The organism is Candidatus Amarolinea dominans (genome assembly GCA_016719785.1).
Classification (GTDB): Bacteria; Chloroflexota; Anaerolineae; order SSC4; family Amarolineaceae; genus Amarolinea; species Amarolinea dominans.
Genome location: JADJYJ010000031.1, coordinates 194500 through 209874 on the forward strand (window position 1 = coordinate 194500; position 15375 = coordinate 209874).

General features: G+C 61.0%; 12 protein-coding genes and 1 pseudogene. 12 read left to right on the forward strand and 1 reads right to left on the reverse strand.

Annotated elements, in window-relative coordinates:
• Positions 1-90 precede the first annotated feature (90 nt).
• From IPM84_24795 to IPM84_24845, 11 genes and pseudogenes are all read left to right on the forward strand, one after another.
• Positions 91-1254 (forward strand): acyl-CoA dehydrogenase, encoded by a 1164-nt coding sequence (locus IPM84_24795; GenBank protein ID MBK9095913.1) that lies wholly within the window; start codon positions 91-93, stop codon positions 1252-1254.
• A gap of 41 nt (positions 1255-1295) precedes the next feature.
• The gene (locus tag IPM84_24800) at positions 1296-2333 is read left to right on the forward strand and encodes a zinc-binding dehydrogenase (GenBank protein ID MBK9095914.1); all 1038 of its coding nucleotides are present in this window, start codon (positions 1296-1298) and stop codon (positions 2331-2333) included.
• 6 nt (positions 2334-2339) lie between these two features.
• Complete coding sequence (locus tag IPM84_24805; protein ID MBK9095915.1) at positions 2340-2873, forward strand: acyltransferase; 534 nt, start codon at positions 2340-2342, stop codon at positions 2871-2873.
• The gene (locus IPM84_24810; GenBank protein MBK9095916.1) at positions 2867-3511 is read left to right on the forward strand and encodes a DUF1405 domain-containing protein; all 645 of its coding nucleotides are present in this window, start codon (positions 2867-2869) and stop codon (positions 3509-3511) included. Before IPM84_24805 ends, IPM84_24810 begins: the two co-directional genes overlap by 7 nt.
• A gap of 21 nt (positions 3512-3532) precedes the next feature.
• Positions 3533-5084, forward strand: a pseudogene (locus tag IPM84_24815) (acyl-CoA carboxylase subunit beta).
• A gap of 15 nt (positions 5085-5099) precedes the next feature.
• Positions 5100-5651, forward strand: a complete 552-nt coding sequence (locus IPM84_24820) for a hypothetical protein (GenBank protein MBK9095917.1) — start codon at positions 5100-5102, stop codon at positions 5649-5651.
• Entirely contained in the window at positions 5648-7288 is a 1641-nt protein-coding gene (locus IPM84_24825) for an HD domain-containing protein (GenBank protein ID MBK9095918.1), read from the forward strand. Before IPM84_24820 ends, IPM84_24825 begins: the two co-directional genes overlap by 4 nt.
• 95 nt (positions 7289-7383) lie before the next feature.
• Positions 7384-8880 carry an acetyl-CoA carboxylase biotin carboxylase subunit gene (accC, locus tag IPM84_24830; GenBank protein MBK9095919.1) on the forward strand — a complete coding sequence of 499 codons (1497 nt, stop codon included), beginning with the start codon at positions 7384-7386 and terminating at the stop codon, positions 8878-8880.
• Positions 8877-9386: a biotin/lipoyl-binding protein gene (locus IPM84_24835; protein MBK9095920.1), complete on the forward strand. Its 510-nt coding sequence runs from the start codon at positions 8877-8879 to the stop codon at positions 9384-9386. The genes accC and IPM84_24835 overlap by 4 nt, the downstream gene beginning before the upstream one ends.
• A 240-nt stretch (positions 9387-9626) precedes the next feature.
• Positions 9627-9896 carry a 30S ribosomal protein S15 gene (gene rpsO, locus IPM84_24840; GenBank protein MBK9095921.1) on the forward strand — a complete coding sequence of 90 codons (270 nt, stop codon included), beginning with the start codon at positions 9627-9629 and terminating at the stop codon, positions 9894-9896.
• Positions 9897-10199: 303 nt separating this feature from the next.
• Entirely contained in the window at positions 10200-12425 is a 2226-nt protein-coding gene (locus IPM84_24845) for a polyribonucleotide nucleotidyltransferase (GenBank protein MBK9095922.1), read from the forward strand.
• A 247-nt stretch (positions 12426-12672) separates the two neighbouring features.
• On the opposite strand, the gene def is transcribed toward IPM84_24845, so the two are convergent.
• Positions 12673-13251, reverse strand: coding sequence for a peptide deformylase (gene def, locus IPM84_24850; protein MBK9095923.1), 579 nt, complete (start codon positions 13249-13251; stop codon positions 12673-12675).
• Between the two features lie 438 nt (positions 13252-13689).
• Here def and IPM84_24855 point away from each other — a divergent pair, with 438 nt between their 5' ends.
• Positions 13690-15342, forward strand: coding sequence for a hypothetical protein (locus IPM84_24855; GenBank protein ID MBK9095924.1), 1653 nt, complete (start codon positions 13690-13692; stop codon positions 15340-15342).
• Positions 15343-15375: the final 33 nt, after the last annotated feature.

The window sequence follows — 15375 nt, forward strand, 5'->3', positions numbered from 1 at the left end:
AGAGATGGCCGAGAGATATCAGCCGAGAGATATCAGCCGAGAGATATCAGCCGAGAGATATCAGCCGAGAGATATCAATGGAGGTCAGAAATGGACTTTAGGCTCAATGACGAGCAACGCATGATTCGTGATATGGCGCGCGACTTTGCGCGCAAGGAAATTGCGCCGGTTGCGGCCCACCACGATGAGACCGGGGAATTCCCCTACGAGATCGTGAAGAAATTGGGCGCCCTGGGCCTGATGGGCATCGAGGTGCCGGAAGAATACGGCGGCGCCGGGCTGGACACGTTATCCTATGTGTTGGCTATCGAAGAAGTGGCCAAAGCCGATGTCGCCACCAGCACCATCCTGTCGGTCAACAACTCGCTCTATGGCCACGGCTTGCTCAAATTTGGCAGCGAGGCGCAAAAACAGAAATACCTGGCGCCGATTGCCAGCGGACAGGCCATTGGCGCGTACGCGCTCACCGAACCGATGTCCGGTTCGGACGCCGGCAGTATGATCAGTCGTGCGGTGCGCAGTGCGGACGGCAGCCACTACGTCATCAATGGCCGCAAATCGTGGGTCACCAGCGGGCCGGTAGCCGATTATGTGGTGCTCTTTACAATGACCGAGCCGGAGAAGCGCCACAATGGTATTTCGGCGTTCGTCATCGAAACCGACCGGCCCGGCTTCAGCCCGGGCAAGGTAGAACCAAAACTGGGCATTCGGGCCAGCGCCACGTCGGAGTTGATCTTCGAGGATTACCGCTGCCCGGCCGAAAACATGATCGGCCAGCCGGGTCAGGGTTTCCGCATCGCCATGACGGTGCTGGACACTGGGCGCATTGGCATTGCGTCGCAAGCGCTGGGCGTGGCCGAAGCCGCGTACGAGGCCAGTGTGCTCTACGCCCGTGAGCGCCAGGCGTTTGGTCGGGCCATCGGTGAATTTCAGGGCATCCAATGGAAGATTGCCGACATGAAGACCCGCATCGAAGCCAGCCGCCTGCTCATCTACAATGCTGCGCAGGCAAAGATGGCGGCCAAAGAAACCGGCGGACGCTACACGCTGGAGGCGGCCATGGCCAAGTTGCACGCCAGTGAGACGGCCATGTTCGTGACGCATCAGGCCATTCAGATTCACGGTGGGATGGGTTACAGCAAGGAGATGCCGCTGGAGCGCTATTTCCGCGATGCGAAGGTCACTGAGATCTACGAAGGCACCAGCGAAGTGCAACGACTGGTGATTGCCCGCAGCGAACTGGGACTGCGTTGAATCGAAAGTAAACAAAGTAGACAAAGTAAACAAAGTAAACAATGAAAGCGGTTGTATTTTACGAACACGGCGGCCCCGAAGTGCTGCAATACCGGGAGGATATTCCGGTACCTGAAATCGGTGCGGACGATGTACTGGTGAAGGTGCGCTATGCTGCGCTCAATCGGCTGGACAACTTCGTGCGCAGGGGTTGGGCCGGCCTGCAGCTCAAAATGCCGCACATTCTCGGCTCTGACGGCGCCGGTACGCTTGCCGCTCTGGGCGAACGCGTCAGCGGCTGGCAGATCGGTCAGCGGGTGACCTACAATCCCACGCTGTGGTGTGGCAAGTGTGCCTATTGCGTGGCCGGCGAACACCCCTACTGTGACGAGTTTGCGATGCTGGGTGAACATGCGCCCGGCAACTACGCCGAGTACGTGCGCGTACCGGCACGCAATCTGCTGGCCGTGCCGGATGACGCCGATCTGCTGGCGGCGGCCGCGGCGCCGGTGGTTTTCGTCACTGCCTGGCGCATGCTGTTCACCAAGGGCAACCTGCAAGCGGGCGAAAGTGTGCTGATTGTCGGCGCGGGCGGGGGCGTCAACACGGCAGCGGTGCAACTGGCAAAATTTGCCGGCGCCACCGTCTTTGTCATAGCCGGTGATGCCGCCAAGGCCGAGGCCGCGCTGGCCCTGGGCGCCGATTGGGCCATTGATCGCAGCGTGCAGCCCAATTGGGGCAAGGCGGTGTGGGCCAGAACCAACCGGCGCGGCGTCAACGTGGTGGTTGACAATGTGGGGGAACCCACCTGGCTCAACAGCCTGCGCAGCCTGGGCGCCGGCGGCCGCCTGTTGACGGTGGGCGGCACGGCCGGTTACAATGCGGTCACGCCCATCAATCTCGTCTTTGCCCGTCAACTGCACATCATCGGCTCCACCATGGGCAGTCAGGCGGACTTCAACAAGGTGATGACCCTGATCTTCGCGGGTAAGATCAAGGTGGCGGTAGACGAAGTTTTCCCGTTGCAGGCGTACCCGGCGGCGCTGGCACGCATGATGACCGACCAGCACTTCGGCAAGCTCGTCGTGGAGATCGGATAAGCCGTTATGACACCGAGCAACAGACGCCATGACCGTCTGCAGATTCGCCCATCCCCTGATGAACGCAACACGCTGCAGCACCTGTACAGCACAGTTCCCTTTTGGCGGGTGGTGCGCAACTGGTTGGTCATCTACACAGCACGCTACCTGCCGTGGCTGCATGTCAAACGACGCCTGTACCAGGCCGTCGGCGTGACCATCGGCGAGGATGTATCGGTGGGACTTGCCGCGGTGTTCGATGTCTTTTTTCCCGAAGAGATCACGATCGGCGCCAATTCGATCATCGGCTACAACACGGTCATTCTGGCGCACGAGTATCTGCAGCGGGAATGGCGTAAAGGGCCGGTGGTGATCGGGCGCAATGTCGTCATTGGCGCGAACTGCACCATCCTGCCGGGGATCATCATCGGTGATGGCGCCGTGGTATCGGCCATGAGCCTGGTCAACAGGGACGTTTCACCCGGCGCCACCGTGGGCGGCGTGCCTGTTCGGGTGCTGGCTGAAGCTGAGAGCGGGGAGCGGAGAGCTGAGCTATGTTGAATGTCAATCGGCCCCTGCGACAACTTTTCGATCTATTGCAGCGCCGCGACCTGGCCTGGACGATCATCAGCCTGAACCTGATCGGTTTTATCGTGGGCACAGTCTACTGGTATGGCCCGCATTTCATGGTCGGCAAGAACGGCCTGGGCGCGCCGTCACCCCTGCTCTGGGTGTTCATCCCTGACTGCCCGCTCTTTGCGTTCCTCTTTGTGCTGGCGTACATCGGCTTACGCCGCCACAGGGACTGGAACTGGTTCTACGCCGTGACCGCCATCGGTTTGATCAAGTATGGCGTGTGGACGGTCACTTTTTGGCTTACGTACTGGAACGTGGGCGCCCCCATCACCCTGGAAGGTGTCATCATGACCGTCGCCCACCTCGGTATGATTACGCAAGGTATCTTTTTGTTGACGCAGTTCCGTGCCGAAATGCGTCATGTGTTGGTCGCCCTGGCCTGGTTTGTGCTCAGTGATTTTGTGGATTACGGCCTGGGCGAATACCCGTTCTTCTATCCAAGCGTGCCTTTATGGCTCATGCAGTGGCATACGATCAGCATGACGTGGTTGTTGTGCGCGTGGGTGGCCTTCCTGGCTGCACGCAAGGCGCCCGTGTTGCAAGCATCTGGTAGCAAATCCTAATCTCGACTGGAGGTCAGGCCAGTGACGCTCGACCCAAAGATCAAAGAACTACGTGAGTTGAAAGAGCAGGCCACGCTGGGGGGCGGCGCCGAGCGCATCGCCCGTCAGCACGAAAAAGGCCGGCTCACGGCGCGTGAGCGCCTGGAACTTCTGCTGGACAAAGGGAGCTTCCGCGAACTTGACATGTTCGTTACCCACCGCATCACTGACTTCGGCCTGGCCGATCAGCTCATCCTGGGTGATGGTGTGGTGACAGGCTACGGCACGATTGATGGACGCCTGACTTTTGTCTATTCCCAGGACTTCACCGTATTTGGCGGGTCCCTGTCGCAGGCGCATGCCGAAAAAATCTGCAAAGTGATGGATCTCGCCCTCAAGAATGGCGCACCGGTGGTGGGGCTGAACGATTCCGGCGGCGCTCGTATCCAGGAAGGGGTGGTTTCCCTGGGCGGTTACGCCGACATCTTCCTGCGTAACACCCTGGCCTCCGGCGTGCTGCCGCAGATATCGGTCATTCTCGGCCCCTGTGCCGGCGGCGCCGTCTATTCGCCAGCCATCACCGACTTCATCATCATGGTCAAGGACTCCAGCTACATGTTCGTCACCGGGCCGGAGGTGGTGAAAACCGTGACGCACGAAGATGTGACCTTCGAGACGTTGGGTGGCGCCCTGGTTCATGCCAACAAGAGCGGGGTGGCGCACTTCGTGGCCGAAGGTGAAGAAGAGGCCATGTTCCTCAGTCAGAAGCTGCTGAGATTCTTCCCGCAGAACAACCTGGAAGACCCGCCTCGGCGCACCGCCAGTGACGATCCGCTGCGCATGGATGCGGCGCTGGATCAGTTAGTGCCCGACAACCCGAACAAGCCTTATGACATGAGGGATATTCTGCAGCGCATCGTGGACGATGGCGATCTACTGGAGGTGCATGAGCACTTTGCGCGCAACATCCTGATCGGTTTCGCGCGCCTGGGCGGTCGTACCGTGGGCCTGGTTGCCAATCAACCGATGGTGCTGGCCGGCGTACTCGACATAGACGCATCCTGGAAGGCGGCGCGCTTCGTTCGTTTCTGTGACTGTTTCAACATTCCGATCGTGGTCGTTCGAGGATGTGCCCGGTTTCATGCCGGGTACGGCCCAGGAGCATGGCGGGATCATCCGCAACGGCGCCAAACTGCTCTACGCGCTGTGCGAGGCCACGGTGCCCAAGATCACGGTCATCACGCGCAAGGCATACGGCGGCGCCTACTGCGTGATGAGCAGCAAACACATTCGCGGCGACCTCAACCTGGCCTGGCCCACGGCCGAAATTGCGGTGATGGGGCCGGAGGGTGCGGTCAACATCATCTTCCGACGCCAGTTGATGGAGGCCGCGGATTCGGAGGCCGAAAAAGCGCGCCTGGTAGCGGAGTATCGCGCCAAATTTGCCAATCCCTATGTGGCGTCCAGCCGCGGTTACATTGATGATGTCATCGAGCCGCGGGAAACGCGGCCGCGGCTGATCAACGCGCTGGAGATGCTGCAAAACAAGCGCGACACGAACCCGCCGAAAAAGCACGGTAACATTCCGCTCTGAAAGTCGCCCACTCTTATGCAACTCACGATCGAACTACCTGGCTGGCAATTTGCCGCCGCTGGTTATCCTAGCCTCCGCCCTGGCTCGCTCATCACCGTCATCCCCGATGGCGGCGCCGTCACCTTCGGCGAAGAGGGTGGCCTGGGCCAGTTGCACCGTGCCGTGCAGGGCAAGCCGCGCCTGGTGGCATTGGCCCCGGGCGTCTACGCGTTAGCCGGTGTGGTCACCGCGATCACCGATTTCCAGGTGGACGATGACACCCTGCTCGAATTCGAGGTGGATTGCGGCCTGTCCGTGCGCTTTACCTGCCTGCCAGACAACAGCGAACTGCCGCTGCACGGGCTGTGGGTCAGCGGTCTGGTGGTGCTGACCGCCGTCATGGCCGAATCAGACACGCGCCTGTTGGGTCAACCTCTGACCGCCATCGTGCAGGAGATTCAACAGTGCTGCTTGCGCAGCACGGAAGAGACCTTTGGCAATCTTCAAGCGCTGGCCGAGCTGGCCCCCTTGCCGTTTGGCCCGGACCTGGTGTACGTGACCCTGCATGGTCGAGGCGGGAATCTGTGAACGAACCTGGTGCGTCAATGACCTCCGCCGAAGCCCTGGCGCAAATCGTCGAACTGCTGCGCGCGCGCGCCTACTTCACCAGCCAGGGCCTGCCGGTCGCGGCCATTGAAAAGGCGCAAGAGGCCAACAAACTGGCCGAGCAGCACGGCATGTTGGCGCAGCAGGCCAACATCTATGTCCACCTGGCTGAGGATCAGGCCTTTCTGCTGGGCAGCTACGAGGCGGCGGCGCAGAATGCGCGACACTGCCTGGAGTTGAGCGAACAGCTCCTCGGCGACAACAAGACGAAAATCGCCACGGCCTACAGTGTCATTGGCTTTTGTGCCGCCCAAGAGCATCATTACGTAGATTCAGTCTGGGCGCTGCGTGAGGCGCTGGACACGCTGGCAGAAATGCAGCAGCGCAAGCCGGTTGATCTGTCGGTACACGAACAGCGCACCTTGCTGCGCGCGTATATCAACCTGGCGAACTCGTTTGCCCTGGTTGGCGAGTACCTGCAGGCGCGTGACCTGTACCTGAAAGGTCTGGAGTTGGCGCGGGCGGTGGGCAACCAGGTGGCTCTCATCACCCTGCTTGAAAATCTGGGCCACTATGAGATCCTGCTGGGCAACTATGCGCAAGCCGAAGCGTATCTGATCGAAGGTGAAGAATTGGCGCGCACGGCCACCCATGCCGATTGGCTGGAGCGCCTGAGCTACTTCCACCAGATGCGCGCCGAAGTCTGCTTCCGCCGCAGCGAACTGCGTGAAGCCTGGCGCTACGCCAGCCAGGCGCTCGACATGCACGTGCGCCAGTTGTTCCATTTCGACCGCTCCGTGGTGGCCGACGTCAATGCCCTGATTGGCAACATCTACCTGGCCAGCGGCGCCTACCAGACCGGCCTCGATTGTCTGCAGCGCGCCGAACGCATCTACCATCACCGGGGCATGGTGGCCGAGGCCGACCGCGTCCATTTGCAGTTGGCCCTGGGGCGCATGTTGCTGGAGGGCGGCAGTTTGCTACCCACGGCACGGCCCAACTTGCTCTCGACCGAAGATGAACGTTCGTTCGTATTGCTCAGCCAGGTCATGGATCTGCTCTTCGATATGTACACCGTGGAAGAAGAGGTGGCAGATCACAGCGATCGGGTGGTGCGTTATGCGCTCCTGCTGGCGCGGCAGCTCAACTTGCCGGCTGCAGGCATAGACGCCCTGGCCTACATCGGCCCCTTGCACGACCTGGGCAAGATGCGCGTGCCGCCGGAGATTCTCAACAAGCCAGGCGCCTTGACCGAAGACGAGTTCAATCTGATGAAACGCCATCCCGAAGAGGGGGTGGAGATTCTGCTGCAGGCTGCCCTGGGCCTGAGCGATGAGGCGCTGGCCCTCCTGCGCCATCATCACGAACGTTGGGACGGCCGGGGTTATCCGGCCGGCCTCAAGGGTGAGGCCATTCCACCTGTCGCCCGTGCGCTGAGCGTGGCCGATTCATACGATGCCATGACCATGGATCGTCCCTATCGTAAAGGTATGCCGCACGGCGAGGCCATGCGTCGCCTGGCAGCCGCGTCCGGTTCACAGTTCGATCCGGCGGTTGTGGCGGCCTGGGAGGCACTGCACGAAGTGCCCGCTGACTTCAAGTATGTCGCAAGCTGGTAAAACCTGGAGCATCCGCCCCCCCGACAAACCCGGCCGGCCCTATGACCCGCTCCGGGGGCGTACACCGGTTGCTCCAACAGGAGGCAAACCATTTTATGTTCAAAAAAGTTCTGGTCGCCAATCGCGGTGAAATTGCCGTGCGCATCCTGCGCGCGTGTGAGGAGCGCGGATTGAAAACCGTCGCTGTCTATTCGGATGCCGACCGCAACGCCTTGCATGTGCGTTTCGCTGATGAGGCGTACCACATTGGCCCGGCGCCGTCGCGTGAGAGCTATCTACGCATTGACAAGCTCCTGGAAGTGGCGCACAAGGCCGGCGCCGAGGCCATTCATCCTGGCTACGGCTTTCTATCTGAAAATGCAGATTTCGCCGAAGCCTGTGAGGCTGAAGGCATCGCCTTCATCGGTCCGCCGGCCGCCGCCATCCGCGCGATGGGTGACAAGGTGGAGGCGCGGCGCAGCATGGTGGCGGCCGGGGTACCGGTGGTGCCGGGCACGCCGCACGGGTTGCGCGACGATGAAGCCCCGGGCGCCGCGGCGCAGATTGGCTTTCCCCTGCTCATCAAGGCGGCGGCCGGCGGCGGCGGCAAGGGCATGCGCGCGGTGCGCCGCGCCGAAGACCTGCTGAGTTCCCTGGATGCCGCACGCCGCGAGGCCAGGAACGCATTTGGCAACGACACCGTGTACATGGAAAAACTGGTGGAGAACGCCCGCCACATCGAGATTCAGATTCTGGCCGACCAACACGGCAACGTCATCCACCTGGGCGAACGTGAGTGCTCCATTCAGCGCCGTCACCAGAAGCTGATCGAAGAGGCGCCCTCGGTGGCGGTGAACGACGAATTACGCACGCGCATGGGGGCGATTGCCGTACGTGCCGCGCAGGCGGTCAAATACGTCAACGCCGGCACCTTCGAGTTCCTGCTCGATCACGATGGGCATTTCTATTTTCTGGAGATGAACACCCGCCTGCAGGTGGAACATCCGGTGACGGAGATGGTCACCGGCGTGGACATCGTCAAAGAGATGATTGCCATTGCCAGCGGCCGTAAGCTGCGCTGGAAGCAAGAGGACATTCGCCCGCGCGGCTGGGCCATCGAGTGCCGCGTCACCGCCGAGGACCCCTTCAACAACTTCATGCCGTCCGGCGGCCGCGTGGTCACACTGTCGGAACCAACGGGGCCAGGGGTACGCGTGGAAAGCGGCATCTACGAAGGCTTTGAGGTGTCGCTATACTACGACCCCATGATTGCCAAGTTGATTGTGTGGGGCGAGACACGACCCGAAGCGATTCTACGCATGCGCCGCGCGCTGCGTGAATATAAAATTGGCGGAATCAAGACCAGCATCCCATTCCATCAACAGATCATGGACAGCACGCGCTTCATGTGGGGGACGTTCGATACCACCTTCCTGGAGCAGCGCTTTGCCCTGCAAAGCACTGAGAAGCCGGAAAATAAAGAGATTGCCGCGATTATCGCCACGCTCCTCTTGCACGAAAGCGAACGCCGGGCCATCAGCGTCCGCCAGTCGGCCGACGCCGGCACCTCAATCTGGAAGCGTGCCAGCCGTTGGGGAGGGTTACGCGTATGAAGTATATTGCATCCGTCCAGAGTAAGGACTTCCTGGTTGAGATTGACCTGGACCACCACATCACGGTGGACGGCAAGCCGTTCGACGTTGATCTCAAGCGCATCGGCACCCTGCCGGTCTTTTCGCTGCTGCTCAACAAAGCCTCGCACGAAGTAGTGGCCGAGGAGTTGCAGGGCAACACCTACCGGATAATGATCGGCGGTGAAGTCCTGGAAGTACGGGTGGAGGATGAACGCTGGCGTCGCCTGAATCAAGCGCGTGATCTTCTCGCGGTGCAAGGCGGCGAGCTACAACTCAAGGCGCCCATCCCCGGCCTGGTGGTCAAGGTACTGGTCGCCGAAGACGAGGCCGTGCATGCCGGGCAGAGTCTTGTCATCCTGGAAGCCATGAAGATGGAAAACGACCTCAAGGCGCCGCGCGCGTCCATCATCGGCCAGGTCAAGGTCAAACCGGGCGATCGCGTGGATCAAGGGCAGGTGCTGCTGACACTGCATGGTGAGGCGTAGGGGCCTCATCGCGGCACCTTCTCAATTTGTAGGGGCGCACCCTTGCGGTCGCCCACACGGGCAGGCGCAAGGCCATGCCCCTACCCCGGATTCCCCCGGATGATTAAAAAGCGACAAACCATTTGCTACAGACCCCCGCCTATGCTATAATCTGAAACTGCGGTTGCGAGAGCATACGTCACTGGTGTTCCAGCGGTGCCCTGGCTTCACGCAAAGGGATTGCAAAAAAGGAGAGAAACTGTGTCACTGTCACGTGAAAACAAATCAGTCGTCATCCAGGAATACCACACGCACGAAACCGATACCGGTTCACCCGAAGTTCAGGTGGCCCTGCTGACCAAGCGCATCAATTCCCTGGTCGAGCATCTCAAGGCGCACGCGCATGACGAGAATTCGCGCCGCGGCCTGCTCAAACTGGTTGGCAAACGCCGTCGCCACCTTAACTATCTGAACCACATCAACAACGACCGTTACATGGCGTTGGTTGGTCGTCTCGGTTTGCGCAAGTAGGCTCACCGTTTTTACGGCGCCGCGGCAGGCGGTCTCCCGCCTCACCGTCGAAACGGATTATCACGCACCTCGGCCTGAGGAACAGGCATTGGGGAAAGCGGAGAACAGAGGTCTGTTCTCCGCTTTCCCCAGTTCCTGGCCTTTCGGTCCGACCCATAAATTTGGCGCTGGTCAATCCAGACGCCAGGCGCTGGTGTATCGCACGAGTTGATACACCTCACTGACTGCTGTTGCCCCCACCCTCCCCCACGATCAAAGGGGGACACACTCGTGCCTGTTGACCCAGGCATGAAAGGACCGAATATGATACAGAAGCATCGTTTTAGTGCCCGGCTGGGCAATCATGAGATTGCCATCGAGACCGGCACCCTGGCCCAACAGGCCGGTGGTGCAGTGACCATTCACATTGGCGACACCGTACTCCTGGCCACCGCCACCGGATCCAAAACCGTCCGTGCTGGCATTGACTTTTTCCCTTTGACCGTTGACTTCGAAGAGCGACTCTATGCCGCGGGCAAGATCCCCGGCAGCTTCTTCCGCCGTGAAGGGCGCCCCAGTGAGTCCGCCATCCTGCTCTGCCGCTTGGTAGATCGCCCGCTGCGCCCGCTCTTCCCCAAAGGTTGCCGCAACGAAGTTCAGGTCATTCTCACCGCCCTCTCCGCTGACCCAGACCACTACCTGGACACGCTGGCGATCATTGGCGCCTCAGCCGCGCTGATGATCTCCGACATTCCCTTCGGCGAGCCGGTCGGTGCTGTGCGCATCGGCTACGCAGATGGCGCATTCATCGTCAACCCCACGGCCACTGAAATGGCGAATAGCACCCTGGACTTGCGTGTCGCGGGCACCAAGGACGCCATCCTGATGGTGGAAGCCGGCGCCGACGAGATTCCTGAGGACACGATGGTGGAGGCGCTGCGCCTCGCACACGAGTCCATCCAGGATGTGATCCGTATGCAGATTGAAATGGCCGCGCAGGTGGGCAAGCCCAAGATGACGTTCAAGTCGTACCTGCCCAAATCCGAGACCGTTGAATCGGTCACTGAGCAAATCCAGAGCAAAATTGCCGAGGTGGTGACCAGTGGCATGGGTAAGAGCGAACGCAACGATGCGCTGGACATCCTGCGCAGCGAAGTGGTGGATGAAGAAGATACGATTGACGATACCCGCGAGCGCATCGCCGTCTTTGACAGTCTGGTCAAGAAGCAGGTGCGTGATCGCATTCTGAATGAGGGCATCCGCCCCGATGGCCGGCGCACCGCGGAAATCCGCCCGATCAGTTGCGCGGTGGGTGTTCTGCCGCGCACGCACGGCTGCGGCCTGTTCACCCGCGGCGAAACCCAAGTGCTCTCCATCGCCACGCTGGGCACGCCGCGCGAGGCGCAGACGCTGGACACCCTGATGCCGGAAGAATCGAAGCGCTACATGCACCACTACAACTTCCCGCCCTACTCCACCGGTGAAGTCTACCCGATGCGTGGCCCCAAGCGCCGCGAGATCGGGCACGGCGCCCTGGCCGAGCGCGCCCTGCAATCCATGATCCCGGCCGTGGACAAGTTCCCGTACACCCTGCGCGTGGTATCCGAAGTGCTGTCATCCAACGGCTCCACCTCGATGGCGTCTGTCTGTGGCAGCACCCTGGCGCTGATGGATGCCGGTGTGCCGATCGTGGCGCCGGTGGCCGGCATTGCCATGGGCCTCATCACCGAATCAAACAGCGACCGTTACGCCGTGCTCAGTGACATCCAGGGCATGGAAGATGCCCTGGGCGACATGGACTTCAAGGTCGCCGGCACCAAGGATGGCATCACGGCGCTGCAGATGGATATGAAGATCAAGGGCCTGCGCATGAGCATCATGGAAAAGGCGCTGGAACAGGCACGCGAGGGGCGTTTGTTCATCCTGGACAAGATGCTGGCTGTGATGCCCACCTCGCGACCGGACCTTTCGATGTTGGCCCCGCGCATCCTGACGATCCACGTTGACCCAGAAAAGATCGGCAAGATCATCGGCCCCGGCGGCAAGCAGATTCGGGCCTTGCAAGAGAAGTACGGCGTCAAGATTGACATCGAGGACGACGGCTCCGTCTACATTGCGGCCAGTGATGGCGCCAGTGCGCAAGCGGCCGTTCACGAAATCGAAGGGCTGACCGAGACGGTGGAAGTTGGCAAAACCTATGTGGGCACCGTGGTCCGCACCGAGAGTTACGGCGCCTTCGTCGAAATTCTGCCCGGTGTAGATGGCATGGTGCATATCTCGCAGTTGGCCGATTACCGCGCCCCGTCCGTCGAAGATGTCGTACGCATCGGCGACGAAGTCATGGTCATGGTCACCGATGTGGATGACCAGGGCAAGATTCGCCTCAGTCGCCAGGCCGTCCTCGAAGGCTGGACCGTGGACGAAGCCCGCTCGCGCGACCGTCGTTCACCCGGCGGCGACCGCGGCGGTGATCGCGGCGGCGACCGCGGCGGCTCACGCGGTGGTGACCGCGGCGGCTCACGCGGCGGTGATCGCGGCGGCCGACGCTAAGCAGCAATAGACAAGGGACCCGTTTTCTCGCAGAAAACGGATTTCTCATGACACAAGAGACCCGTTTTCTGACAGAAAACGGGTCTCTGCAATAGAACACACAACGACGATGACACACGCGATTGATGTGTGATTAGTTGCCCATGCGCCGTGGGACACAACCATAGATGAAAATGGTGCGCAAGCCGGCTGCTTGCCTCTGTGGGCGCTACAATCCGGAGGATTGCGTTACAGGGCTGTTTTCAGGTCAGCCCAGGCTCGGCGTCTTTGAGTGGATGACCGGCGTACCCGGGCTTGAAGTACCGCTGCCGTCCAATGGCACCGCCACGACCCCATCCTCGGTGCGCACCAGGCGGCGAATCTCGGTCGCCATGTCCACAAATAAGCGCCCGTTCAGATGGTCAATCTCGTGCTGAAAGGCACGGGCAAGCCAGTCTGCGGCCTTGATGCGCACTTCCTTACCGTCGCCGTCCAGGCCCTTGATGGTCAGCCACTGCGCGCGCCAGACATCGCCCACCAGGTTCGGAATAGAGAGACAGCCCTCCTCGCCCAGCACTTCGTCGCGTGAGGCTTTCACAATTTCTGGGTTGACCAGTGTATACAGCTTCCCGCTGCCGGGGATTTTCTCATCTTCGGGTATTTCAACCACGATGACCCGTTCGGGCACACCCACTTGGGGCGCCGCCAGGCCGATACCTGGCGCTGCGCGCATCGTTGCCACCATATCATCAATCAGGGTTTTCAGGCCGCTCCCAAACCGATTCACCTTATTGGCACGCTGGCGTAACACCGGCTGTCCAATTCTGACTATTTCACGAATCGCCATACCATCATCGTCTCCTAGAGATTCCCCGCGATTATAGCCAGTTCACACAGCGCTGTCAAACCTCTTTGCCACCTCCTTGCAGCAGGCAGGGGAGCCTGGGGACGAAGCCTCATTGGATCGGCGCGCGGCAAGTGTAGGCCCACTGCCTTTCTCAGGGCGACACGCAAAAATGGTCATATAGTACACTATTCCAGCTTGACGGTTTGTGTTATATCGTATACAGTTGCACCGCTTTGATTCGGTACACAGACTCGACCCGCCGAGCCGCATCGCAGCACGAAGGAGGAGAAAAGAGGGGAAAGGAGGAGAATCCAATCTTGCCCTCACATGATCGCCGGGACTCAATGTGTCACTCAATCCCGATGACGGCCCGCACCGTCAGGCTTGGGGCTTTTGCCCCACAGAATCGTTAGCTCAGCTTAGGAGAATCAACCACCTATGAATAAACGCACCGTTCTCACTCTTGTTGCTCTGCTTGTCGTGGTCAGCCTGGCCGTGGTGGCCGTGCGGCCGTCAAACCCTGTCGCCAGTGTGGCTCCCCAGTTAGCCGCACCCGGTCTGGATGAGGGGACAACCCCCGATGCCGATGGCGTTCCTCTCCTCGATGTGGCCCCAACGTTCGACATTTCGGCTCCCATCGTGGGCGAAGCGGTCGCGGCCGTCTCGTTCGATGGTGATGTGCGCTCGCTGCCGCAGACTGGCCCTGAAACAAAGACCGTTCTTCGCGAGTTGGAGCTGCCGCGCAACCTGCGCGACGCCGTGACCGCGCCCGATCCGGTGCTGCAGAGCGCCGATGGCCCCCTGGCCATGCCGGCCGCTTCGGTCAGCTTCAAGGGCCTTTATCTGCAGGCCTGGGGCGCCGGTTGGCCGCCCGATACCCATGGCGACGTTGGTCCCAACCATTACGTGCAGGCCGTCAACACATCGATCGGCATCTACAGCAAGACTGGAACGCAGTTAGCCGCCTTTACCTTCGACACCCTGTTCGCAGGCACCGGCACCCCGTGCGATGCCAACAACAGGGGCGACCCCTACGTGCTGTACGACGCGGTCTCTGGCCGTTGGATCGTAACCGATTTCGCCTGGTCATCCACCTCCGGGCCATTCTATGAGTGCATCGCCGTTTCCAAGACGGCCGATCCGGTCAGCGGCGGCTGGTGGTTCTACGGTTTTGTGGCCAGCAGTAACGCCCTGCATGATTATCCCAAACTCGGCGTCTGGGCCGACGGCATCTACATGTCGGCCAACATGTTCCTCAACGCCAGCAGCTTCAACGGCGTCAAGGTCTGGGCGTTCAACCGCGATGACCTGATCAGCGGCGCGCCGCTGCGCAACGTGGCCTTCTCGCTGGGCACCGCCTATGCCAGTTTGCTGCCGAGCAATGTACGCGGCGCCATGCCGCCCGCCGGCGCGCCCGCCTACTTCGTTTCACGCACCAGCAGCGCGCTGCGCCTGTGGAAGTTCTCGGTCAACTGGGCCAACCAGGCCAGCTCCACCTTCACCGGGCCAACCTCCATCAGCGTCGCCAGCTACTCCACGCCAAGCGGCCGCGTGCCCCAGAAGAGCGGCGAGCGCCTGGACACCTTGGGCGACCGCCTGATGTCGGCCCTACAGTACCGCAACATTGGCGGCGTCGAATCGCTGTGGGTCAACCATACCGTGGCCGTCGGCTCAACCTCGACCGGTGTGCGCTGGTATGAAGTGCGCGGCATGAGCGGTGCCCCTGCGGTCTATCAGCAGGGCACCTACGCCCCGGACACCAAGTATCGCTGGATGGGCAGCCTGGCCGTGGACAAGCAGGGAAACATGGCCGTAGGTTACAGCGTTTCCAGCAAGCAGATGTTCCCGGCCATCAACTATGCGGGACGTTTGGTGGGCGATGCGTTGGGACAACTGGCGCAGGGTGAGGCGACGTTGATCGCGGGCACCGGCGCACAATCGGGCGGCTACAACCGCTGGGGCGACTACGCGTCCATGTCGGTGGATCCGAGTAACGACTGCACTTTCTGGTTCACCACTGAATACTACGAGACGACCGGCAACAACTGGCAGACCCGTATCGGCGCCTTCAAGTATCCCGGCTGCAACTAGCCAGCACCACGGCTCGGCCTGATCTTTCTGTCG

Excerpts from the sequence above, each read along its gene's own strand:
- IPM84_24800 (MBK9095914.1), top strand. The coding sequence starts at position 1,296 with ATGAAAGCGGTTGTATTTTACGAACACGGCGGCCCCGAAGTGCTGCAA.
- IPM84_24820 (MBK9095917.1), top strand. The coding sequence starts at position 5,100 with ATGCAACTCACGATCGAACTACCTGGCTGGCAATTTGCCGCCGCTGGT.
- IPM84_24810 (MBK9095916.1), top strand. The coding sequence starts at position 2,867 with ATGTTGAATGTCAATCGGCCCCTGCGACAACTTTTCGATCTATTGCAG.
- def (MBK9095923.1), bottom strand. The coding sequence starts at position 13,251 with ATGGCGATTCGTGAAATAGTCAGAATTGGACAGCCGGTGTTACGCCAG.
- IPM84_24795 (MBK9095913.1), top strand. The coding sequence starts at position 91 with ATGGACTTTAGGCTCAATGACGAGCAACGCATGATTCGTGATATGGCG.
- IPM84_24805 (MBK9095915.1), top strand. The coding sequence starts at position 2,340 with ATGACACCGAGCAACAGACGCCATGACCGTCTGCAGATTCGCCCATCC.
- IPM84_24845 (MBK9095922.1), top strand. The coding sequence starts at position 10,200 with ATGATACAGAAGCATCGTTTTAGTGCCCGGCTGGGCAATCATGAGATT.
- accC (MBK9095919.1), top strand. The coding sequence starts at position 7,384 with ATGTTCAAAAAAGTTCTGGTCGCCAATCGCGGTGAAATTGCCGTGCGC.
- IPM84_24855 (MBK9095924.1), top strand. The coding sequence starts at position 13,690 with ATGAATAAACGCACCGTTCTCACTCTTGTTGCTCTGCTTGTCGTGGTC.
- IPM84_24835 (MBK9095920.1), top strand. The coding sequence starts at position 8,877 with ATGAAGTATATTGCATCCGTCCAGAGTAAGGACTTCCTGGTTGAGATT.